This is a genomic window from Bacillota bacterium (genome assembly GCA_024653485.1).
Classification (GTDB): domain Bacteria; phylum Bacillota; class SHA-98; order UBA4971; family UBA4971; genus UBA6256.
Window position 1 is genome coordinate 154,338 of sequence record JANLFY010000007.1, and the last position, 23,289, is coordinate 177,626.

Sequence of the window (23,289 nt, forward strand, 5' to 3'; positions counted from 1 at the left end):
GATGATGTTCGGAGGACTCACCGAAAGAGCGCAGCGGGTCCTTCAACTCTCCCAGGAGGAGGCGAGACGACTCGGCCACGATGTCGTCGGCACGGAACACCTCCTGCTCGGGCTGGTCGGAGAGGGTCAGGGTATCGCCGCCCGTGCCCTTCAAAACTTGGGCATAAACCTCGACAACGTGCGGGAAGCGGTGGAGAGCATGGTGGGCCGGGGCGATCCGGAACGCGTGCGCATGCTGACGCTCACACCACGCGCGAAGAAAGTGCTCGAGCTCGCCATGGCGGAAGCACGGCAGCTCGGCCAGGGGTATATCGGCACTGAGCACATCCTCCTAGGGCTGATCCGGGAGGGCGAGGGTGTGGCCGCGCAGGTGCTCACCAGCCTCGGGGCGGACCTTGAGAAAGTCCGCAAGGAGGTCGTGGGTCTCCTAGGAGAGGCCCCTGGTGCCGCGGCGAAGGGGCGGAAGGCGCACAAGACGCCCACCCTCGATCAGTATGGGCGGGACCTTACTGCAATGGCGGAAGAGGGTAAGTTGGACCCAGTCATCGGCCGAGCCAAGGAGATCGAACGGGTCATTCAGGTCTTGAGCCGGAGGACCAAGAACAACCCGGTCCTCATAGGCGATCCTGGAGTCGGCAAAACCGCCATCGTTGAGGGCTTGGCTCAGAACGTGGCCCGCGGCGACGTGCCCGAAGTGCTGCGCGGGAAGCGCGTCATCGCCCTCGACATGGGATCGATGGTGGCTGGCACGAAGTTCAGGGGGGAGTTCGAGGAACGTCTCAAGCGCGTGGTGGACGAGATCAGGGCATCGGGGGATGTCGTGCTCTTCATAGACGAGATGCACACGATAGTCGGCGCGGGAGCCGCCGAAGGGGCCATTGACGCCGCGAACATCCTCAAGCCCGCGCTTGCCAGGGGTGAGCTTCAGTGCATCGGCGCGACGACCATCGATGAGTACCGCAAGTACGTGGAGAAGGACGCCGCCCTCGAGAGGCGGTTCCAGCCAATCATGGTCGGTGAGCCGACGGTGGATGAGACCATAGCCATCTTGGAAGGACTCCGGGACAGGTATGAAGCCCACCATCGCGTGAAGATCACCGATGAGGCGCTTCGGGCAGCGGCGCGTCTTGCGGATCGCTACATCACAGACAGGTTCCTGCCCGACAAGGCCATCGACCTGGTGGACGAGGCTTCCTCGAAGGTCAGGCTTGCGACCACGATAGAGCCGCCGGATCTGAAGAAGCTCGAGGACGAGTTCAACAGGATAAGGACGGAAAAGGAAGCGGCCATCAAGAACGAGGAGTTCGAGAAGGCGGCGAACCTAAGGGACAAGGAACAGAAGATCAAGGAAGAGATCGACGCGAGGAAGAACGAATGGCAGAGCAAGCGCGGCATGGCAGAGGCCACGGTCACGGCCGAGCACATCGCCCAGGTCGTGTCCTCGTGGACGGGTGTCCCCGTCGCGCAGCTGGCGGAGGAAGAGACCCGACGCCTGCTCAAGCTGGAGGAGATTCTGCACAAGAGGGTCATCGGCCAGGACGAGCCGGTTGAGGCTCTCGCGAGGGCGATCCGCAGAGCGCGTGCCGGGCTGAAGGACCCCAGACGCCCGATCGGATCGTTCATCTTCCTCGGTCCGACGGGCGTGGGCAAGACGGAGCTAGCTAGGGCGCTCGCCGAGGCGCTCTTCGGGGACGAGGACGCCATGATAGCCTTCGACATGTCCGAGTATATGGAGAGGCACACTGTCTCCAGGCTGATCGGCGCTCCTCCGGGCTACGTCGGCTACGAGGAGGCAGGTCAACTGACGGAAAGGGTGCGCAGACGACCGTACTCCGTGGTTCTGTTCGACGAGATCGAGAAGGCACACCCGGATGTCTTCAACGTCTTGCTCCAAGTGCTCGAAGACGGGAGGCTTACCGACGGCAAGGGACGGACCGTGGACTTTCGCAACACCGTCGTCATAATGACCTCGAACGTCGGCGCAAACCTCATAGACCGGGAGTCCAAGCTGGGGTTCACCGCACGCGAGGACGAGGATTACAGCTACGAACGGATGAAGGAGAAGATCACGTCGGAGCTCAGGCGGACCTTCAGGCCCGAGTTCCTGAACAGGGTGGATGAGGTCATAGTGTTCCGTGCGCTGACGCCGGAGCAGATCAGGCAGATCGTGGACCTGCAGCTCAAAGACGTAGAAGCGAGGCTCAGAGATCACGACATTCACCTGGAGGTGACAGACGAAGCCAAGGAGCTTCTCGCCAAGGAGGGCTTCAGCAGGGAGTTCGGAGCGCGTCCGCTCAGGAGGACCATCGAGCGCATGGTCGAGAACAGGCTGTCGGAAGAGCTGCTCCAAGGGTACGTCAAGGACGGCGACACCGTGAGAGTGACGGTCAAAGAAGGGGCCATCGTCGTGGAGAAGAAGCAAGGGGTTGCGGTGGGCCGCGAGTAGAGTGAGGCAGGGACGACGGCCTGCTCGTCGGTCGGACGGCGAGGGCCGCTTCGAAACCGGCGGGGCCCAAGAGGGGGTCCGCTGGACAAGGCGTGTCTCGGGAAGCCAGGGCCGTTCGCACCTCCCGACCAGGCGGGACAGCTTCTGACATGCCGCGACGAACCACGACACATCTGGACACGTAACGCGCTGCGAGACGCCAGGCGGACCAGCCGGGCACGCGCTCACCTCTGTGGGTGAGGAGTCGCCCCGCTGGTTCGCGCTTTTTGGCGACAGGGATCTTGTTCGAAGCGGCGAACCTCGTGACCGATCCCCCTTTTCTTGAATAACCTGGCTCCCGTTGCGTCCAAACAAATGGGTGCGGTGTGGGGCAGGAGTGGGGAGGGTCGCGGGAGTGGAAACACCCGACGGAGCCCTCATACGGCGATGTCGTGCCGGGGACGAGGCGGCGTTCGAGGAGGTGGTCGCGGCCTATCACCGGCGAGTGTGGAGCATCGCGTATCAGATGAGCGGGGACCCTGATGACGCCGATGACATCACGCAGGAAGCGTTCGTGAGGGTCTACCGGTCGGTTCACAAGTTCCGTGAGGAGTCGGCGTTCTCTACGTGGCTCTACCGAATCACGATCAACCTGTGCGCCGACTATCTGAGGCGGCGCCGAAGGCGTCCTGACACGGTGTCTTTGGACTCGGTTGACGTGGAAGGCCGCGTTCAGGGGAGGCAGATCCCGATCGCTTCGGGCAGTCCCGCAGGTACGCATAACCCTTCCGGGAGCCCGCTGCGGGAGGCGGAAGCTGCTGAGCTTCGTGCCAGGCTAAAGCAGGCCCTGCTGTCGCTGCCTGAGTACTACCGGTCTGTAGTCGTCCTGCGCGACATCGAGGGTCTATCCTACAGGGAGATAGCGTTGGCGCTGGGCTGCCCGGAGGGCACGGTCATGTCGAGGTTGTTCTATGCCAAGAAGGCTTTGCGAGAGAAACTTCGAAGTTACGTACAAGGGTGATAGTGCGTGGGCGGATTCATTCAGCGGAAACGCAGTCGTCTGCGTTGCCGCGACCTCCAGCGAGCGGTCCTGGCATACGCGGAGGAAGGGCTCGGCGGACCAGAGCGCGAGGTTGTGGAGGCTCACATCAGGACGTGCGAGACGTGCAGGCAGGCTGCGGAGCACCTGAGAGAGGTGACCCTTGCGGTGAGGGCGCTGCGCAGTGAGCCGCCTGCGGCGCTCGACGCCGCGCAAATCGCACGGCTCGCCCGGCGGAGGGCTGAGGAAGGGCGAGGGCTTCGCAGCTTGGCCGCGAAAGTGAGCCGTTGGGCAGATGACGTCATAGGCCCCGTGGTGGAATGCCCCGCTGAGGCGCTCGTGGCCTCGGGGCTGGTGCTCTGGCTTGCTGCGGCCGGCATGGCGCACGCCTTGAGCCTCAATCAGCTCGCGGGAAGGCTGGCTGCGCTCGCGCTCGTCCGCGTTGGCCTGCCGGGGTTCTAGACAAAAGAGGAGGGGTTCGAGGAATGCGGGGCGTCCGGCTCTGGCTGACCAGGTTCGTGCTGCACCCCGACGTTTTCTTCCATGACGTGAAGGCGGGCTCGCCGGTCTGGCCTTCCCTATCGATAGCGGCGCTTGCTCACTGGGGAACGGGCGTCTACCTTTCGGAAGCTCTAGCGCCCGACGTGAGCTGGTTGCCCGCCTACATCGCCTCGGGCTTGGTAGTGGGCGCAGCAATCGCTGTGGCGTTGCTCGCGGTGCTTCACGTGGTCGCCCGCGTGCTGGGCGGGCGCGGCGACATACGTGACCTCGCCCGGGTTTGGGGGTACACCCACCTGCCTGAAATGGTGACCGGCGTGATCCTTGCAGCAATTCTGAAGGTCACGGTTTTCAGCGGATTGGCACAACGCAGTCCCGGTGTGGGCTGGCTCATCGGGATTGTTGTCGTCGCTCTCATCACCGCGCTTTGGTCCATCATCTTGCGGATCCAGGCGGTTAAGGTGGTATACGACCGCGGTGTGCTGACGTGCACGATAGTCCTGATCCTGTTCGGAATTGCGAGCGGCGTCTTGGGAGGAGCAGCGCAGTTTGCCGTGCAGACCGTGGGCGTGAGGGCTCCAATCATGGCCGCGCTCATGGACCCCATGGATCCGCGCTTGGCTCGCGACGTTCGCGCGATCTCCGAGGGTCAGATGTCCCTTGCTGTTCGACTGGGCTCCGACGACGGGACGATGAACGTTCCGATTAACGCGAGAGCGCACCCGCCAAGAAGAGGAGACATGGTCGTGTTCTGCCGCGACGACCACACGCGTAGCGACCTCAAGCATAGCGCCAGGCTCATCTCCATGGGCATTGGCTTCGGAAGAGGCGCTTCGGATTTCGTTGCGGATGTCGGGATCGCGCGGGTGGTGGGCTTGGGCGGGGACACCGTGGAAGTGAGGAGCGGCAGGGTGGTGTTGAACGGCAAGGAGCTGGACGAGCCGTACGTGAAGGTCGCGGGAGACATCTCGGTGAAGCCCGTGAACGTGCCTGAGGGATCTTTCTTCCTACTCGGCGACAACAGGTTGCTCGAACCGGAATCGTACGGCGCAGGCATCGTGGCGGGAGAAAGGATCCTGGGAAGGACGCTCCGCACTTGGATGGAGATATCCGTCCCAGTCTTGCGGGCTCTTTTGTTCGGGTGAGGGCTTGCGATGATCCACAGAGCCTGAGCGTCAGGTGCGCCGCCGTTCAGCATGACGGAGGCGGGCGGCTTATTGCCTCTTGTCGAGGTTCGGTGAGAGAGCCCGACGTCGGAGATCCGGAATGAGCGGCGCGCACCGCGAAAGCCTGTTGACACGCGTCCGGGAACTGCCCCTATTCGCTGCATGTGTGGTAGAATTGGTTCGTGGGTGGACGGGAGTCACGCGACCGTCCCCGCGGACCATCGTTCTGTCTGATAGGGGTGTTTGGAGATTGAAGTACACGTGGCATGATTCTGAAGTCCAGAGAGACATCGATATCGCACGCCGAATGATTCTCGCTGAGGGGCTCGGCCTGGCGGCTGTCAAGCATGGCAAGGTCATCGCAAGCTCGCGGGAGCACGGGGTGCGTCCCCTTCTGGATGCTGTTACCAGCGTCGGAGAGAACCTTAGCGGAGCGGTCATAGGAGACCGGGTCGTGGGGAGGGCGTCTGCGATGCTTTGCATCTACTGCGGCGTGAGAGCGGTTTATACTCCGCTCGCGTCGGAGACGGCTCTTGGTGAGTTGGCTGCTGCGGGCATTCCCGTGATCGTGGATGGCACCGCGCCCGCGATTCTGAACAGGGATGGCACGGATAGGTGCCCGTTTGAGAAGATGACGGATGGGCTGAGCTCGCCCGCCGAGGTCGTGGAGACCTTGAGGGCGTTCTTCAAGGCGAGGAAGTGATGGAAGTCGCACCGAGGGAGGGGACTTGACCATGCGCCTTTACCGTCTCGGCAGCCTGCGAGGACAGCAATCGATGCTCATCTTTCACGCGATGGCGAGGATGGGGCGCGAGGGCCTCGTACTCGTGTCGCCGTCGGAACCGATAGTAAGCATCGGTTACTTCCAGGACGCCCGGAAGGTGGCCGATCTCGAGTACTGCCGGGCACACGGCATTTCGGTGATGCGGCGGGAGGTCGGGGGCGGCACCACGCTGCTTGACGAAAACCAGGTCTTCTTCCAACTCGTCGTGAGACGAGATAATCCCGAGTTTCCCAGGAGAATCGCGGCCCTATACGAGCTTGTGGCGGGCCCATGTGTGGACACGTACCGGGATCTTGGTGTGGACGCGGTCTTCCGTCCGGTGAACGACGTAGTCACGAGGGAAGGACGTAAGGTGTCGGGACTGGGCGGCGCAGACATCGGAGAATGTATGGTGTTTGTGGGGAACATAATCCTGGATTTCGACTACAAGACCATGGTAAGCATCCTGAAGGTTCCAAGCGAGAAGTTCCGCGACAAGGTCTTCAAGTCCCTCGAGGAGAATCTGACGACGGTGCTTCGAGAGACTGGGGCGGTGCCGCCTCGAGACACGGTCGAGGATCTACTCGCCAAACACTTCGCCAAGCGGATCGGACAGCTTGATGAGTCGCCGCTCGATGCGGATGTGACGGCGGCCGCCCGCGACCTGGAGAGCGAGTTCATGTCCGATGACTTTCTCTTCAAGAAGGGCAGGAGCGCCGGCGATCGAGTGAAGATCGCGGAAGGCGCCTCGGTGCTCGAGAGGAACTACAAGGCCCCTGGCGGCCTCATAACGGTGACGTGCGCGGTCTCGAACGGGACCATACGCGACATCTCAGTTTCCGGGGACTTTACGTTTTATCCCCGCGAAATGCTGGGCAGTCTGGAACAAGCGTTGGTTGGAGTTAGGCACGAAGCGTTCGAGGTGGAAGAGGCCCTGTGTCGTTTCTATGAAGACTCCGGCATCGACTCGCCCGGCGTGACGCCGGGGGACCTCACGAAGGCCGTCTGCGGCGAATGACGACGGATAGGCGCGCTCTCCAGGTTGGTCGGTGAGAGCTGGCGAAGGCGACCTGAGCCGACGCTTGGAGATCGAACGCGGGAGAAGTGGTGGGGAACGTGGCGAAGCCAAGAACGAAGTACGTGTGCCAGGAATGCGGGTACGAGACGCCGAGGTGGCTCGGGAAATGCCCTGGGTGCGGGGCGTGGGGCTCCCTTGCGGAGGAAGTCGTGACAAAACCCGTCTTTGCCTCGCCTGCAGGCGGGCTCGCAGCGAGCTCTCCTCTACCGATAACGGAGATAGAGTCGGCATCGGAGTACCGGTTCTCGAGCGGGTCTTCGGAGCTTGACAGGGTCCTCGGCGGCGGCATCGTTCCGGGTTCCGTGGTTCTTTTGGGCGGCGATCCAGGCATAGGCAAGTCCACTTTGCTCTTACAAGTCTCGAACGCCGTGAGCGCGGGCTTTCCCGTGCTTTACGTGTCCGGCGAGGAGTCAGCGAGGCAGATAAAGCTTCGGGCGGAGAGGCTCAGGGTATGCTCGCCAGGGCTTCTCGTCGTGGCGGAAGTAGACATGGACAGGATAGAGCGACACATTGACGACGTCCGGCCCGGCCTCGTAGTAGTGGATTCGATACAGACAGTGTACAGCAGTGAGCTTGAGTCGGCTCCAGGTAGCGTGTCCCAGGTCAGAGAATGCGCTGCTCGCCTCCTCAGGAAAGCGAAAGAGGCGCAGGTGCCCGTGTTCCTGGTAGGTCACGTCACGAAATCTGGCATGCTTGCGGGTCCTCGCGTCCTGGAGCACGTGGTCGATACTGTCCTATACTTCGAAGGCGAGCGGCATCACAGCTTCAGGATCCTAAGGGCGGTGAAGAACAGGTTCGGTTCCACCAACGAGATCGGCGTGTTTGAGATGGGCGATCTGGGCCTTGCCGAGGTGGAGAACCCTTCGGAGCTCTTCCTGTCCGGCCGGGTACGCGAGGTGAGCGGCCTTTGCGTCACCGCAAGCATGGAGGGGTCGAGGCCGATCCTGGTTGAGATAGAGGCTCTCGTGTGCTCCGCGCCTTTCGGAACGCCGAGACGCACCACGACGGGGGTTGACGCAAGCCGTGTAGCCATCATCCTGGCCGTGCTCGAGAAGCGCGCGGGCCTTCTCCTCTCTTCACACGACGTGTACGTGAGCGTGGCGGGCGGGGCGAGGCTTGATGAGCGAGCAAGCGATCTGGCAATCGCGTGCGCTATCGCGTCGAGCTTCAGGAACGCGGTCTGCGATCCGAAGACGGTTATCATAGGGGAGGTAGGACTCTCCGGCGAAGTCCGCGCTGCGAGCCGCGTGGATGCCCGCCTGGCGGAGTCGGCCAAGCTTGGCTTCGAGCGCTGCATAGTGCCGCTTGCCAACGCCAGGTCCGTGAGGAGCCGCGACGGCTTGCGTGTGGAGGGTGTAGCCACCATCGGCGAAGCTCTCGAGATCGCGTTGGGGGGATAGGCCAGTGCCTGCATCGGATGCGAAGGCTTCTGAAGATACGCTCCTCAAGATGCTAAAGACGGTTGCACCGGGAACCGCCCTTCGCGAAGGCTTGGACGGCATCATCAGCGCAAGAACGGGAGCTCTCATAGTCGTAGGTGACTCACCCGAGGTGACGGCCCTCGCGGACGGGGGATTTCGCCTCGACTGCGAGCTTACGCCGGCGCGCCTGTACGAGCTGTCAAAAATGGACGGGGCGATCATTCTGAGCGGCGACGCGCGCAGGATACTCTTGGCCAACGCCCTCCTCGTCCCGGACCCTTTGATTCCATCCGGCGAGACCGGCACCCGACACAAGACGGCTGACAGAGTCGCGAGGCAGACAGGGGAACTCGTCATAGCGATCTCGCAGAAGAGGAACGTCATCACACTCTACAAGGGGAGCATAAGGTACGTGATCCCCGAAATCAGCGTGACCCTTGCTAGAGCGAACCAAGCCCTTCAGACGTTGGAGAAGTACCGCAGCGTGCGCGACCAGGCCATGGAGAGCCTGAGCGCCTTGGAATTCGAGGACATGGTGACGCTAGCGGATGTCGCTGTGGCTCTGCTCCGGACGGTCATGGTGCGCTGCGTGGCGAGAGAAATCGAGAAATACATCTGCGAGCTTGGAAGCGAAGGCCGTCTCGTCCGGATGCAGCTTGCCGAGCTCGTGGCGAACATCGAAGACGAGGGGGATCTTCTGGTAGAAGACTACATCGCCAAGCTGGACGTGCGTTCCTTGGAAGCCGCGAGACGCGAGCTGTGTGCCTCACCTCAGGACGAGATTCTTGACCCCGGCGCCGTTGCAAGGATACTTGGATATCCGACGGGCGGCGCGGGCCTGGACACGTCGGTATCGCCTCGGGGCTACCGGACTCTCGCCAGGATCGGCAGGATTCCGAAATCAGTCGCGGACAATCTGGTGACTAGGTTCAAGAGCCTTCAAGGGATTCTCGAGGCGTCAACCGAAGAGCTCGACCAGGTGGACGGGATCGGTGCTGCCCGGGCGCAAGCCATAAAGCACGGTCTCCAACGGTTGCGCGACCAAGCTCTCCTGGACGGCTTGCGACGAGGAAGCTGAAGGACGAGGAAGCTGAAGCTGTCCGATCGTGTCACAGGGATCTCCGAGCGCGCATGTTGCTGTCGCGTGAGGTTCAGGTGAGGCTGAAGATTCCGAGGGTCGATAGTCTCCTGCGTTCTATCTCCATGATTTGCTCCATATCGAGGCTCAGGAGATCACATAGGGCAGCGATATAGAACAACGCCCTGCCGAATTCGCTCTCGACCACCTCACGACATTCGGGGCACAGGCTTCCATCGAGATGCGAGGTGGTGTACTTCTTGAGGTCTGCGAGGGAAGCGTCCGGAGGGAAAGTCTGACGGGAGGCCGAGATCCTCACGCAACCGCACGTCGTGACCGCCTTGATTATGGCACGGTTCACCCGCGCGGATGCCTCGTCGAACTTGGAGATGCAGTCGAGAATGCTTCTGTGCCTGATCAGGTATTCCGAGACCGCTTCCTGGAAGGATGGCACATCGACGTGCTCCACGCGTGTCACCTCACCTCGTGGAATGTCACAAAAGGCGCCGCGGCCTGGCAGCCACGACTTAATTATACCGGCGCGTTTCGCAGGTTGTCAATCTTGGAGGGGAGCCGGAACTATGCGGATGGCTGACAACATATGCTAGTAATGGTAGCACATGTCATTCAATTGACACATTAAGGGCGTCCGTGTTAGAATAAGAAAAGCGATGAGAGCTCGGAAGCAGCCTGATATCGCCGTATTTGGCGTTGAGCAGGCTTTCGGCTGCCGGCGCGAGTTGCATGTGCAAGCGCGAGGCGCGCAAGATGGATCAGGATGAGGGTGACGATCTTCGGACTGCGCCGGCGAGCATCGTGGCAGCGACGTGTGATTGGGGGGAGCATGGCCGTGTTCAATGTCGGCGACAAGGTGGTCTACCCAATGCACGGGGCTGGCGTCATCGAGGCAGTCGAAGAGAGGGAGGTACTCGGTGAGAGACAAAAGTACTACATCCTCCGGATCCCTCTTGGCGACATGAGAGTCATGGTTCCACTCAATAGCGCGCGAGAAGTGGGCTTGCGCAGCGTGATAAGCGAAGAGGACGTCAAGAAGGTATACGAGATACTCGGCGGGGCCAAGACGAAGATGTCCTCGAACTGGAACCGCAGGTATCGGGCCAACCTCGAGAAGATGAAAAGCGGCGATGTGTTCGCAGTCGCAGAGGTCGTAAGGAACCTTGCGTACCGGGACAGAGAGAAAGGTCTGTCCACCGGCGAGCGGCGCATGCTCGACAACGCGAAACAGATCCTCATAAGTGAGCTCGTCGTGGCTCAAGAGGCCGAAGAGGCCGAGGTTCAAAAGGCGATCGAACAGGTTTTGCAGTAAGCATACGGACATCCGGAGGAACCTAGGAGCGCCTTCGCGCGTTCTCAATTTGGGACGAGGCATTGACCTTGAGGCGGGCAAGTCAGGCGGGCAAGCCCAAAGACGAGTCCATCCATCGAAATGAACGCGTCCTGCTAGGCTCATTTGGGTCGGAACGAACGATGAGGTGGTAACCGGCGCGATCGTGGCGGCTCCCAGCCGAGGGGCCATTTGGCCTCAGAAAGAGGCGCGGATATCGATGACGCGAAATCCCCATAATATCCTCGAAAACCAGCATGAGTCGTCAGAAGACTGCCTGCGCCCCCGGAGCCCCAGGGGGCGATCAACTGTTTCAAGCGGAATGGAGGTGAGAACCTTCGTGCTTGATTGGATAATCCGTCTACTACTCCTTGCAGGCGGGTCATTCCTCGGTGTGTTCGTGTACAACGTAGCGGGTGGGTCAACGCCAGCGACTCTCGGCGGCAGCGGCGATGCGGGTGCGTTCGTTCTCATGGCTTCAGGCGGCGGGCTGGTCGGTCTCCTAGTCGCGCCCGTGATCACCCAGTGGATTCGGAGGGTCACATCAAAGCTGGAGTCTAATCTCCACAAGACCCCCACTCAAGACCTCGTGGTCGGCGCGTTTGGTGCCATAGTCGGGCTTCTCATAGCTGTCCTCTTGACTTTGCCGTTCTCGCAGCTACCTTACATAGGGGTGTATCTGCCAATAGGTTTCACGCTGTTCATGGGGTACCTCGGGATGCATGTGGCGATAAAGAAGAGGGAGGACCTCTTGAACCTATTCATGGCGGTCCCGCGTTCGGTCGAGCGGGCCATGACTACGTCGAGGGAACGCAGTGTCAAGCACCAGGGCGCGTGCGGCTGGAAAGTGCTCGACACCAGCGTAATCATCGACGGCCGGATCCTAGATATCTGTAAGAGCGGCTTCATAGAAGGGACCATCATTGTCCCGACATTTGTTCTGGAGGAGCTACAGCGCATAGCGGACTCATCGGATCCACTCAAGCGCAATAGGGGACGCCGGGGACTCGATGTCCTAAACAGCATGCAGAAGGAGGAGAACGTCCACGTACAGATAGTGGACACGGAGCCCGGCGATGGGTCTGACGTCGACTCGAGACTCTTGAGACTTGCGGCGGATTTCGGTGCGAAGATCATCACAAACGACTTCAACCTGAATAAAGTCGCGGAGCTACGGGGCGTGAAAGTGCTTAACATCAACGAGCTCGCGAACGCACTGAAACCTGTGGTCTTGCCCGGTGAAGAGATGACGGTGCGCGTTATCCGCGACGGGAAGGAAATCGGCCAGGGCGTGGGGTACCTCGACGACGGTACGATGATCGTGATTGACGGGGGAAGGCGCTACATAGGTGAGGATGTCGGAGTCACCGTCACGAGCGTCTTGCAGACCGCCGCCGGTAGGATGATATTCGCGAAACCGAAAGCGACGTGACAGCAGCGGGAATGCCGTCCATCAGGCCGGTGACCCGTCTTCAACGCCTTTCACGCAGTCGCCGGCTCTGGCAACCCCTTTCAGGGACGGGGGCATCCCCGGAAGCATGACCGGACTCGATGAGGTGAGGGTGTGGACATGTGAGCGTGTGCGCATTGATAGCTGCGGCAGGGGCCGGGCGCAGGATGGGGGCGGGCGTCAACAAAGTGTATCTGACTCTTCGCGGTGAGCCGGTGCTGCGCCACACTCTTCGCGCGTTCGAAGTGTGTGACCGCATTGACGACGTCATCGTCATAGCGGCCCCCGCCGAGGTGAAGTGGGCACAGGCCGTCATCGGCGGCTGGGGAGAGATCTCCAAGGTCAGAAAGGTCGTGGCGGGAGGCGCCACGCGACAGGAATCGATTCGGCTCGGGATTCAGCATCTCGATGCCGCGTGCGAGATCGTGGCCATCCACGACGGCGCGCGGCCTTTGATTTGTCCCCGAACAATCGCGCGCGTAGTGGAGGCGGCGCGCACGTTCGGGGCAGCCGTGGTCGCGGTCCCGGTCACGGATACGACGAAGTCCGTGCGCGACGGGGAGGTCGTAGCCACGTTGGATCGCGAGAGCTTGTGGGCGGCTGCAACTCCCCAGGCGTTCCTCAGGCAGACAATCGAGGATGCGCACAGGGCCGCTGCGCGCGAGGGCATCCAGGCGACTGATGACTCCTCGTTGGTGGAGAAGACAGGGACGAGGGTCAGGGTGGTGAGGGGAGAAAGCGATAACATCAAGATCACCACGCCGGAGGATCTGATCGTCGCCGAAGCGCTCCTCGGAGCTCGGGACTCACAAAGCACGCGAGGAGCATTCGTCGAGCAGCCTCGCATGGTCGACGCGAGCCCGTCGCGACCGTTGAGTGGACTGGCCGGTGCAGAGCCGTGGACACCGGAACGACGCCCTGGCCCTGGTAGAGTGCCTGCGATCAGGGTCGGACTCGGGTTTGACGTGCACAGGCTCGTCGCAGGTAGGCCGCTCGTTCTGGCCGGGGTCGAGATCCCCTTTGACCTGGGACTCGAGGGTCACTCCGACGCGGACGTCATCCTCCATGCCATTGCCGACGCGATCTTGGGGGCATGCGGGCTCGGTGACATCGGGCACTTCTTTCCGGACACCGACCCTGCGTTCGCCGGGATATCCAGCGCCGTCATCTTGGAGAAAGTACGAGACGTTTCCAGCGAGGCCGGGTTCGCGGTCATCAACGTGGACGCCACGCTCGTCGCGGATCGCCCCAAGGTATCCCGGTACATTGGCGAGATGCGCGCGACCGTGGCGCGCATCCTGCGCTTGCCGGTGGAGAGGGTGGGCATCAAGGCGACGACTGCGGAAGGGATGGGGTTTGTCGGGCGTGGCGAGGGCATGGCTTGTTTCGCAACCTGCGGTGTCTGGGAGACACGGGAGCCGTCTGAAACGGGCGTTGAAGGGTAGTTCGCGCGGCGAGGGAAACACCCGAATGTCTAAGGAAGAGTTGAGCGCGTGAAAAACTGGGAGGAACCGGTGGATCTTCGTCCGGACACGATACAAGAGACCCGGGAGGTAGAGCACGTGGTAGTAAGACGGATAATGAACGCGAATCCGGTCACGGTCGGGCCTGACACGCCTGTCGGAGAGCTTCGGAGGGTGATGCTGAACAGCGGCACCAACTTCCTTCTCGTGACCGAGCTCGGAACGGTGGTTGGCATCATATCCGATAGGGATCTCCTCACTCCGGTGAGGGAAGGGCTGGCTGCTCGGGACGTGATGGATACGAACGTGATAAAGGTGTCTGATGAATGCACCGTGTCTGAAGCATGCTCCTTCCTCGGTGACTCAAATGCCCCTGCCTTGGTAGTGCTGGACAGCGAGGGAGAACTGGCGGGAGTGGTGTCTCCGAGAGACGTTGTCAAGGGAATGGCCGGTGACGAGGATGTTACCAAGATCTCGGTGGAGGCTGCGTCGATATACCTCGTGATGACCCGAAGCCGGGAGTACGAAAAGTACTGGCTCGAGAAAGTACGAGGTTATGGATACAGAGGCGCCATAACGCAAGTGGGGGCGAGCTCCGACCGTCTCGCTGCGAAACTGCGCGAGAGCATGATCGCGGCTGCCGTGGCCCTCGGCGTGATCTCCGAGGATGCGCGGGAGAAGATCGCGGTCTCCAACGCCGTCAGGGACGCTTACATTCAGCTTTCCATGATCAACCCCGGGCTCGGTGGCGGGTTCAAGATGGCAGTCGTGAGAGGCGATGGACGGGTCTCCGTGGCCATATTCGGACGCTTCGGTCACGCGCTGGTCGACGGACCGGAGCAGCTTGCCGTGGGCTACAGTGTAATCTGAGTGTAGTGTGACGTCAGGCGGGACGCGCTCAATGGCTGCCTCGCAAGGCTTTGTAGACGCGCCTGGGCGCCTGCTCTGTGGGTGCCTGTTCTGAAGCGGCCGAGAGCTGGCTCGGGCCGTGAATCGCGAGCGCGATGACGGCGGAGTCTGCTGGGCTCTGGAGGGGTTCGGGTGGCAAGACTGGTCGTAAGCGGAGGAAGGAAGCTCTCCGGTTCAGTTCGGCTGACCGGCTCGAAGAACAGCGCGCTCGCGATCCTTGCCGGAGCTGCGCTGGGGGCTGAGCCATGCGTTCTCGACAACGTGCCCAACTATACCGACGTCCTGGCTCAATGCCAGATTCTGGAGGAACTTGGGGCCAAGGTCCGGTTCTTGGGACCGGGGAGGGCGGAGATAGACGGCTCCAGCATAACGGGCCACCGACCTTCATACGACCTCGTGCGTCGGCTGAGGGCGTCGTTTTACGCCGCCGGATTGTTGCTGGCGCGGCTTGGCATCGCGGAGGTGCCTTTTCCTGGTGGAGACGTGATAGGAACTAGAGGTATCAATTTCCATTTGGAGGGCTTCAGATCCCTGGGCGCAGAAGTCTTGGTCGAACACGGGTACGTGAAGCTTCGCGCGAAGAGGCTTCGGGGCACTAGTTTTTACGTGGGCAAGGCGAGCCACGGCACGACCGTCAACATGATGCTTGCCGCGACCCTCGCAGAGGGCACCACCATCCTGGAAAACGCAGCTCGCGACCCGGAGATCGTGGATCTCGCGATCCTTCTGAACTCCATGGGTGCGCGCATACGGGGCGCGGGCACGAGCACCATAAGGATCGACGGAGTCGATCGCCTGTCTTCCGCAAGACACGAGATCATCCCCGACAGGCTGGAAGCGGGCACGCTGGCTATCGCGGCAGCCATGACGGGCGGAGACGTGACCATCGAGAACGCCGTTCCGGAGCACCTTAGGACAGTGATCATCCAGCTCCAGGCGGCTGGGGTCACGGTCGACGAGAGCCAGGCGGTTGTGCGAGTGCGCGGCCCGGAGCGCTGCAAGGCGGTCAACGTTGAGACGCAGCCGTACCCGGGGTTTCCCACGGACCTCCAACCGCAGTTTGTCGCGATGATGACGCGCGCCGCTGGGGTCAGCGCTATCACTGAAACACGATTCGAGAACAGGTTCGGGTATGCGGATGAACTCCGCAGGCTGGGCGCTGATCTTCAAGTGGACAGGGACACGATAATCGTGCGCGGCGTCGAGAAACTCACGGGCGCCCCGGTAGAGTGCCCAAGGGACATACGCGGCGGGGTCGCGCTCTTGCTCGCCGGCCTGGTCGCAGAGGGTGACACGGAGATACGCGAGGTGCATCACATAGATAGGGGCTACGACCGTATCGAGGTCAAGCTGGCGTCGCTGGGGGCCAATGTGAAAAGGTTCAAGGACGGGGATGATCCGTGAGGCAGAGTGGTGATGCAGGAAGTGGGTGTGCGGGGCGCTTGCGTGACCATCGCCGTATTGAGCAAGGCCAGGCGGTGGCGGCGCCGAGACGCTCAGGACGCAGGGTGGCAGGGTGCCTGGTTGCGGCAGTGCTCTTCATCGCGGCCGGCCTCACCGCTCCCAAGGCATCAGCGGCCGGACCTACCGGTCCCGCAGCAGTCGACGTGCGGGCTCGTGAGTCGACAGTCTGCGTTGGAGCGTGGGACGTGACGATTGGCGGCCAGGTGGTGATGCGCATACGAGCGGCGTCCGGGGGAATCTCCGCTAGGGAGAGAGCTCTCGCCGTGGTCGATAGACTTCGCGTCAGGCTGAAAACGGTTGGAGCTGACGCGGTCATGCCGGCCGTTGTGAGAGGGAATTTCGCGGTGGCGGCTGGCGACGGGCTTATCGTCACGGTCGATTCTCACCACGCCGAGATGAACAGAAGCTCTCGCTATGAGCTGGCCCTTCGATGGGCGAACAATATCAGAGAGGCGCTAGGTGCCCCGGTGTTGTCCCGGCAGGGAGGCCATCTGCTATCCCTCGACGGAGAGCGGGCGCGCTCGGCGCTCGTGGGAAGGGCGTCGTGGTACGGGGGGCGGTGGCATGGAAGGCCGACGGCGACCGGCGAGATCTATGACCAGAACAGTCTTACCGCCGCCCACCGGACGCTCCCGTTCGGTACCCTCGTCAGAGTCACCAACCTCGTCAACGGAAAGCAAGTTACGGTGAGGATCAACAATAGAGGCCCTTACGTTGCCGGCCGTGACATCGATCTGTCAAGAGCCGCAGCCGCGGCCATCGATCTCATCGAGCCGGGGGTTGCGCCGGTGACCATCGAAGTACTGGCCGGGAGATGACGTCTGGACGCGAGGCGACGAAACGGCGCAGGAGGAATTCCCGGATCCCTGTAGTATTCGCCAACTCAAATCCGTGGGTTGAAAACTAGAGGGCACGCGAGGAGGTGCCAGCATGGGGTTGCGCGTGTACAACACGCTTACCAGGACGAAAGAGGACTTCATTCCACGTACTCCGGGGCGGGTTGATCTATACCAATGTGGTATCACGCCGTATGATTACACTCACATGGGTCACGCGAGGCAGTACGTGTTTTGGGACACGGTGCGACGGTATCTCAAGTGGCGGGGCTTCGAGGTGTTCTGCGTTCAGAACGTAACGGACGTGGACGACAAGATAATCGCCAAAGCGAACGAGCGAGGCACCTCACCCGCTGATATCGCCGCCGAGTATCACGAGGATTTCCTCGACGTCATGGATAGGCTCGGCGTCCTGCGGCCCGACGCATTCCCCAAAGTCACCGAGCACATACAGGACATAATCCACGTCATCGAGGGTCTGGTGGAGAAGGGCTACGCCTACCAAGTGGATGGCGACGTGTTCTTCGAGGTGACGCGTTTTCCCGGCTACGGTAAGTTGTCGAGGCGGTCACTCGACGAAATGCTAGCGGGGGCGCGGGTCGAGGTTGACCCCAGGAAGAGGAACGCCATGGACTTCGCGCTCTGGAAAGCGTCGAAGCCAGGGGAGCCCGCGTGGGATAGCCCGTGGGGCCACGGGCGACCGGGGTGGCACATCGAGTGTTCGGCGTTAGCCCTGAAGTACCTCGGGAACGGATTCGACTTCCACGGGGGCGGCGACGAGCTCATGTTCCCCCACCATGAGAACGAGATAGCTCAGTCCGAGGCGTACACGGGCGAGGCGCCTTTCGCACGCTACTTCGTCCACCACGCCATGCTGAACGTCGGGGACGCCAAGATGTCCAAGTCGCTCGGGAATTTCTTCGCCGTGCGGGATGTACTGCGCCAATACGAGCCCGGGGTCATCCGGTACTACTTCGCATCGAAGCACTATCGAAGCCCCGCGAGCTACAGCGCGGAGGAACTCGAGGCGGCCCGGCGGTCCTACGAAAGGCTGCGGTCTACATTCCAGGCGGCGAAGCGACGCGTCGCGGAAGCCGGGGAGCGTTGCGGCGATGGGACGAGGGGATCTTTCGGGTCCGATACGGCGTCCGGGCAACCGTCGAGTGGAAAGGACTCTGGTCCGTCGAGAAGCGCCGGTGGAGACGTTCTCGCAGCCGCAGCGAGCCAAACGCGGGACAAATTCATCCAGGGCATGGACGACGACTTCAATACCGCCGTAGGACTCGCGGCCATCCACGATCTGGCGAGGACTGTCAATGAAGCCCTGCACTCGATGGGCCGTGAGGTCAGCCTCGAGGGGCTCAATCGAGCCGTAGATGTGATGCAGGAGACCGGCGACATTCTTGGCCTCTTCCGCGAGGAGGGGGAGGCTGCGGCCGACGCGGAGACGATAGGAGGGCTAGTCGAGCTGCTCGTGCGAGTGCGTGGGGAGCTGCGAGCCAAGAAGGAGTGGGCGCTTGCTGACAGCATACGAGACGGCCTGCGCGAGATGGGGTTCGTCCTTGAGGACACGAGCTCGGGCACTCTTTGGAAACGTGAGAGATGATGGTGCCTTTGAATTCGTCCAGCGCTGAGAGCGTGGAAAGACTTCCTGCGGGTGTCCTGGCCTATGTCGGAGATGCGGTGTACGAGCTTTACGTGCGCACCTGCTTAGTACGAGACGGACGGCGGGACCTCGAAGAGCTGCATCGCGAAGCCGTCATGCGTGTGAACGCAAAGGCACAGGCTCGTACCCTGGCCCAGCTCGATGCGTTCCTCCATCCCGACGAGCTGGAGATAGCGAGACGGGCACGGAACGCCCATACCGGCAGAGGGCCCGGCAGAGGGCCGAGAGGCGCGACTGTCCTCGATTACAGACATTCCACGGGGTTCGAGGCTGTGCTGGGATACCTGTACCTGCAGGGCAGGGAGGATCGGCTCGGCGAGGTGCTGGAAAAGGCGCTCTCCCTGTCAGACGAGAATCGGGGAGGTCAAGCGCCATGAACGTAGTGCTCGTGAGCTACACACCAGATCCGGAAAGAGTGGTGGCCGTCGCGGCGAGGCAGTGCTACTCACCGCTTGGAGCTGCAGAGCTTGCGGAGGGTTTGTCCGATGAGAAAGTGGGCGAGCTCATCAGGACAATCATCGAGGCTGGGCACCTCTCTCCCACGGAACACGCTTCGTTCACATTTGCCATCGAGGGGGTGAGCCGTGCCCTCAGCCACCAGCTCGTCAGGCATCGCATAGCCTCGTACTCACAGCAGTCACAACGGTATGTGAGCGAGCGGGGATTTGGCTACGTCACTCCGCCGTCCATAGCGGCGGATCCCAGGGCTCGGGCGATCTTCGAGAGGCAAATGGAGCACGCCCGAGACGCGTATAGGGAGCTTGTGGCGCTCGTTCCCAGGGAGGACGCGCGGTTCGTCCTGCCGAACGCGTGCGAGACCCGGCTCGTGATGACCATGAACTGCCGGAGCCTTTACAACTTCTTCGAGCGCCGCCTCTGCGAGCGGGCGCAGTGGGAGATACGCGAGCTCGCCCGAGAGATGTTGCGGCGTGTTCGCGACGTTGCACCGAGGCTCTTCTCATGGGTGGGACCTCCGTGCGAGATGAGGGGTTACTGCCCTGAAGGGAAAATGTCTTGCGGAAGGGCCGAGGGGACGAGCCGGTGTCTCATAGCGGCAGCGGATCTCGTAAAGGATAAGTGTGATGACGGGACCGGTGCGGAAGGATGAACGAACGTGGAGGAAGACCACGGAAGTCGGCGGCAGACCTAGGACGTGGCGGAGGAGAGGCGCGGGGTGGAGGAGAGACGCGCGGCGGAAAGGCGCCTGAGGAACCCGTGCTCGTGGGGAGAAATCCCGTCATCGAGGCGCTTCGCTCCGGACGATCCATCGCCAAGACCATGATCGCGAAAGGTGTTGACCCCAGGTTTGCGACGCTGGTCAAGTCCCTTGCGCGTGAGGCGGGAGTTCCTGTCGTGGAGGTTGACAGGGCCAAGCTGGACGCGCTCGCGGCCGGGCGACGTCACCAGGGTGTGGCGGCTGTTGGAGCTGCCGCGAGGCACTTCGATGTGGACGACCTCCTTAGCCGCGCCGGGGAGCACGGGCTCATAGTGGTCCTTGACGGAATAGAGGATCCTCAGAACCTTGGCGCGATCTTGAGGACGTGCGACGCCGTGGGGGCTGCAGGCGTGATAGTCCCGAAGCGCCGGGCGTGCGGTCTCACGGGCGCTGTGGCGAGGGCTTCCGCTGGCGCAGTGGAGTACGTCCCGTGCGCTAGGGTAGCCAACCTCGTCCGAGAGATAGAGAGGCTGAAGGAACGGGGCTTCTGGGTTTTCGGAGCCGACGCGGGCGCTGAACGGAGCATTTACGAAGCGGACTTCACGGGCCGGGTAGCCTTGATCATCGGGTCCGAGGGAAGGGGGATATCGCGCCTACTTGCGGAGAAGTGCGATGCCCTCGTGAAGATCCCGACGCTCGGTCACGTATCCTCGTTGAACGCGTCGGTCGCGGCTGCGGTGATCATGTTCGAAGCGCTGCGCCAGAGGGAGGCGGCGAGAGGAGAGTAGCCTCACGGTGAGACCGCACTTGGCATCGATCGTGATGAGAGCCTCTTTGATCGGCGCCTGCCTCGCTGTGGGGATAGTTGTCGGGGCAGGCGCGTTTCTTTCGGGGGCAGGGGGGCGCGTTGCACCCGGAGTGGAGATCGGGGGTATAGAAGTAGGTGGCGTTGCGCGAGCCGAGGCCGCCGAGATCGCGGGCAGGATAGCCCGGATCGTCAACGGAACGCCGTTGGTCTTCGTCCACGAGGGCAAGCAGTGGGCGCGCAGCCCGGAACGACTGGGTGCCAAGAGCGATGCCGCGGAGCTCGTTGGGCGTGTCATGAGAGTAGGAAGGACCGGGAGCGCCGCCAGGAGGGCGTGGCAACTCCTTGGGGCGGTGACTCGCGGGTGGCGGGTCGGCGCCGCCACTCACGTGGACGAGGAGAAGCTGTTTGAGGAGATCCTTGCGCTGGCATCTGAGATAAACGTCGAAGCGAGGAACGCTACCTTTGACGTCAGGACCGGGCGAGAGGTTCCCGAACGAGAAGGGCGGAGGCTGGACGTTGCGGAGGCGGTCCAAAGGGCGCGCGCTGCCCTGGAGCTCGCGGAGCGTCCGCCGATATTCCTCGTGTCGCACAAGGTGATGCCTGCCACTACTGTGCGGGACCTGCAGGCCCTGGGAATCAGGGAGCTTGTCGCCTCCTACTCCACGAATTTCGACCCTGCCATGGAAAACCGTGCCCACAACATCAGGCTGGCATCAGGACGGATTTCAGGGGTGATCGTGAGGCCGGGCGAGGAGTTCTCTTTCAACGAGGTTGTGGGCCCTAGGACTGGCGAATTCGGGTTCCGCGAAGCCCCGGAGATCGTGGACGACGAGCTCAGGCCGGGGATCGGCGGAGGGGTGTGCCAAGTCTCGTCAACGCTATACAACGCGGCGCTTCTCGCGAACATGCGCATAACCGCCAGACAGAATCACTCCAGGCTTACAGGGTACGTTCCGCCGGGACGCGACGCCACGGTCTATTATGGCCAACAAGACCTCAGGTTCCGGAACGCTGGTGGCGCGCCCGTTCTCATCCTTGCGGAGGTGGCTGGATCTGCGCTCACAGTGAGCATCTTCGGGGACCGCCCGGAGGATCAAGAAGTCAGGGTGATCACGTCGCATATGGAAACCATCCCTCCAGGCGTTCGCGAGATCCCCGACGATGGCCTCGAGGAAGGCAGACGAGTCATCGCGGAAGAAGGCGCTTCCGGGTGCGAAGTCGTCACCGAACGGCTACTTATAACAAGTGGGAAGGTTGCCAGGAGGGAGGTGATATCGCGCGACAGGTACAGGCCTCGAGACGCGGTGGTTCGTGTCGGAACAAGGCGTGTGAGTACGCCGCCGCGTACAAGAGAGTCCTGAACACGCACTCGGGGGCGGTTTCTTGACTTGTCCAGAAACACGAGTGTATAATTTCCTCGTGGGTCGAGCTACATCACGCCAGGGGGCGATGCAAGTGAGTGCCGAGCCGCAGCGCCAACCATCTTCTGCGTATGATGACATGCTCGACGAGGAAATTGTCGAGAGCGCGAGATGCGGGGAAAGATCCGCCGAGGAATACCTCATCAATAAGTACAAGAACTTCGTTCGCGCCAAGGCCCGCTCGTATTTCCTCATCGGTGCTGACCGCGAAGACATCGTCCAAGAAGGCATGATAGGCCTCTTCAAGGCCATACGAGATTTCCGTAGCGACAAACTGGCTTCGTTCCGCGCTTTCGCTGAGCTATGCATCACCAGGCAGATAATCACGGCAATAAAGACAGCCACGCGGCAGAAGCACATTCCCCTGAACTCGTACGTGTCGCTCAACAAGCCCATATATGATGAGGAGTCGGACCGTACTCTCCTCGACGTGCTTTCCGGCACGAAGGTCACTGATCCTGAGGAGCTCGTGATTAGCAAGGAGGAGTTCGTGGACATTGAGTCCAAGATGGGCGAGTTTTTGAGCGACCTCGAGTGGAAGGTGCTGTCTGCCTACCTCGATGGCAAGTCGTACCAGGAGATAGCCGGGGAGCTGCGCAGGCACGTGAAGTCGATTGACAACGCGCTTCAACGAGTGAAGCGCAAACTCGAGCGATACATAGAGAAGCGAAACGAGACGATCTAGCGAGACGAAACGAGACGATCTGAGGATCACGCAGCAAGACGAACCCAAGTGCCTCAACAAGAGGAACGCGGTCGGGCGATGAATGGCCATTGGGATGTCAGGTGGGCATCTGCATCTTGGGGGTGCGTGTAATTCCTGTAGGTGATGAGGGCAGGAAGAGCAGGTAAGATGTTCCGAGCACAGAGGTGCAGGTAAAGTGGTATGCTCCTCGAAAATGGCCTGTAGCTGGTCATTCGGGGAGGGTTTATGGGATGAGGAAGCGTGAAGATGTTAGTGGAGAAGTGGCGGCTGTGGCGGAGAAGCTGCTACGTAAGATAGCGGCGCAGAAGCGCATGGTGGATTTGCATGACATAGAGTTAGCCGTGATGAAAGCCGGCTCGGAGATGAGCAGACTTCTGCTGGAGGGCGCAATCGATGAAGTAGGCAGCGGATATAGCGGGAGCAGGCTTCGTTGTGAGTGCGGAGGTAAGCTCAAGTTCGTAGGCAAGCGCCCTTTTTCGCTGACGACTCTAAGCGGGGAGGTGGAAGTTGAGCGAGCTTATTACCACTGCAGCCGTTGTGGGGCTTCTAAGGGACCCGTTGATGAACAGCTAAAGCTCTCGGGAAGTCGTTTTAGCG

At 61.6% G+C, this 23,289-nt stretch carries 21 protein-coding genes and 1 pseudogene; 21 read left to right on the plus strand and 1 reads right to left on the minus strand.

Annotated elements, in window-relative coordinates; genetic code table 11:
• The first annotated feature begins 1 nt into the window (after position 1).
• The 8 genes from NUW12_07480 (at position 2) to disA (ending at position 9,468) form a co-directional block, all read left to right on the plus strand.
• Positions 2-2,446 carry an ATP-dependent Clp protease ATP-binding subunit gene (locus NUW12_07480; protein ID MCR4402613.1) on the plus strand — a complete coding sequence of 815 codons (2,445 nt, stop codon included), beginning with the start codon at positions 2-4 and terminating at the stop codon, positions 2,444-2,446.
• 394 nt (positions 2,447-2,840) lie between these two features.
• Positions 2,841-3,446 carry a sigma-70 family RNA polymerase sigma factor gene (locus tag NUW12_07485; GenBank protein MCR4402614.1) on the plus strand — a complete coding sequence of 202 codons (606 nt, stop codon included), beginning with the start codon at positions 2,841-2,843 and terminating at the stop codon, positions 3,444-3,446.
• Positions 3,447-3,452: 6 nt separating this feature from the next.
• The gene (locus NUW12_07490) at positions 3,453-3,926 is read left to right on the plus strand and encodes a zf-HC2 domain-containing protein (protein ID MCR4402615.1); all 474 of its coding nucleotides are present in this window, start codon (positions 3,453-3,455) and stop codon (positions 3,924-3,926) included.
• A gap of 23 nt (positions 3,927-3,949) precedes the next feature.
• Positions 3,950-5,107, plus strand: a complete 1,158-nt coding sequence (gene lepB / locus NUW12_07495; GenBank protein MCR4402616.1) for a signal peptidase I — start codon at positions 3,950-3,952, stop codon at positions 5,105-5,107.
• A gap of 271 nt (positions 5,108-5,378) precedes the next feature.
• The gene (locus NUW12_07500; protein ID MCR4402617.1) at positions 5,379-5,831 is read left to right on the plus strand and encodes a DUF1893 domain-containing protein; all 453 of its coding nucleotides are present in this window, start codon (positions 5,379-5,381) and stop codon (positions 5,829-5,831) included.
• A 31-nt stretch (positions 5,832-5,862) separates the two neighbouring features.
• Positions 5,863-6,909, plus strand: a complete 1,047-nt coding sequence (locus tag NUW12_07505; GenBank protein MCR4402618.1) for a lipoate--protein ligase — start codon at positions 5,863-5,865, stop codon at positions 6,907-6,909.
• A 98-nt stretch (positions 6,910-7,007) separates the two neighbouring features.
• Positions 7,008-8,369 (plus strand): DNA repair protein RadA, encoded by a 1,362-nt coding sequence (gene radA / locus NUW12_07510; protein ID MCR4402619.1) that lies wholly within the window; start codon positions 7,008-7,010, stop codon positions 8,367-8,369.
• A 4-nt stretch (positions 8,370-8,373) separates the two neighbouring features.
• Positions 8,374-9,468, plus strand: coding sequence for a DNA integrity scanning diadenylate cyclase DisA (gene disA / locus NUW12_07515; protein MCR4402620.1), 1,095 nt, complete (start codon positions 8,374-8,376; stop codon positions 9,466-9,468).
• Between the two features lie 73 nt (positions 9,469-9,541).
• Here disA and NUW12_07520 read toward each other — a convergent pair whose 3' ends face one another.
• Entirely contained in the window at positions 9,542-9,937 is a 396-nt protein-coding gene (locus NUW12_07520; protein MCR4402621.1) for a DUF1573 domain-containing protein, read from the minus strand.
• Positions 9,938-10,318: 381 nt separating this feature from the next.
• On the opposite strand from NUW12_07520, the gene NUW12_07525 reads away from it, so the two are divergent.
• The 13 genes and pseudogenes from NUW12_07525 to NUW12_07585 all read left to right on the plus strand — a co-directional run.
• Positions 10,319-10,795 carry a CarD family transcriptional regulator gene (locus NUW12_07525; protein ID MCR4402622.1) on the plus strand — a complete coding sequence of 159 codons (477 nt, stop codon included), beginning with the start codon at positions 10,319-10,321 and terminating at the stop codon, positions 10,793-10,795.
• 346 nt (positions 10,796-11,141) lie between these two features.
• Positions 11,142-12,245: a PIN/TRAM domain-containing protein gene (locus NUW12_07530; GenBank protein ID MCR4402623.1), complete on the plus strand. Its 1,104-nt coding sequence runs from the start codon at positions 11,142-11,144 to the stop codon at positions 12,243-12,245.
• Between the two features lie 140 nt (positions 12,246-12,385).
• A complete protein-coding gene (gene ispD, locus NUW12_07535; GenBank protein ID MCR4402624.1) occupies positions 12,386-13,708 on the plus strand; it encodes a 2-C-methyl-D-erythritol 4-phosphate cytidylyltransferase in 1,323 nt (440 codons plus the stop codon).
• Between the two features lie 117 nt (positions 13,709-13,825).
• On the plus strand, positions 13,826-14,596 hold the full coding sequence (locus NUW12_07540; GenBank protein ID MCR4402625.1) for a CBS domain-containing protein: 771 nt from the start codon (positions 13,826-13,828) through the stop codon (positions 14,594-14,596).
• 171 nt (positions 14,597-14,767) lie between these two features.
• Positions 14,768-16,039, plus strand: a complete 1,272-nt coding sequence (gene murA / locus NUW12_07545) for a UDP-N-acetylglucosamine 1-carboxyvinyltransferase (protein ID MCR4402626.1) — start codon at positions 14,768-14,770, stop codon at positions 16,037-16,039.
• A 587-nt stretch (positions 16,040-16,626) separates the two neighbouring features.
• Positions 16,627-16,917, plus strand: a pseudogene (locus tag NUW12_07550) (septal ring lytic transglycosylase RlpA family protein).
• Positions 16,918-17,029: 112 nt separating this feature from the next.
• Complete coding sequence (gene cysS, locus NUW12_07555) at positions 17,030-18,541, plus strand: cysteine--tRNA ligase (protein ID MCR4402627.1); 1,512 nt, start codon at positions 17,030-17,032, stop codon at positions 18,539-18,541.
• On the plus strand, positions 18,541-18,978 hold the full coding sequence (locus tag NUW12_07560; protein ID MCR4402628.1) for a ribonuclease III: 438 nt from the start codon (positions 18,541-18,543) through the stop codon (positions 18,976-18,978). The genes cysS and NUW12_07560 overlap by 1 nt, the downstream gene beginning before the upstream one ends.
• On the plus strand, positions 18,975-19,709 hold the full coding sequence (gene thyX / locus NUW12_07565; protein ID MCR4402629.1) for an FAD-dependent thymidylate synthase: 735 nt from the start codon (positions 18,975-18,977) through the stop codon (positions 19,707-19,709). Before NUW12_07560 ends, thyX begins: the two co-directional genes overlap by 4 nt.
• Complete coding sequence (rlmB, locus tag NUW12_07570; GenBank protein MCR4402630.1) at positions 19,706-20,545, plus strand: 23S rRNA (guanosine(2251)-2'-O)-methyltransferase RlmB; 840 nt, start codon at positions 19,706-19,708, stop codon at positions 20,543-20,545. The genes thyX and rlmB overlap by 4 nt, the downstream gene beginning before the upstream one ends.
• Before the next feature lie 7 nt (positions 20,546-20,552).
• A complete protein-coding gene (locus NUW12_07575) occupies positions 20,553-21,926 on the plus strand; it encodes a VanW family protein (GenBank protein ID MCR4402631.1) in 1,374 nt (457 codons plus the stop codon).
• Positions 21,927-22,020: 94 nt separating this feature from the next.
• A complete protein-coding gene (gene sigH / locus NUW12_07580; protein MCR4402632.1) occupies positions 22,021-22,671 on the plus strand; it encodes an RNA polymerase sporulation sigma factor SigH in 651 nt (216 codons plus the stop codon).
• Between the two features lie 251 nt (positions 22,672-22,922).
• A partial coding sequence (locus tag NUW12_07585) for a hypothetical protein (protein ID MCR4402633.1) occupies positions 22,923-23,289 on the plus strand: 367 nt, incomplete at its 3' end.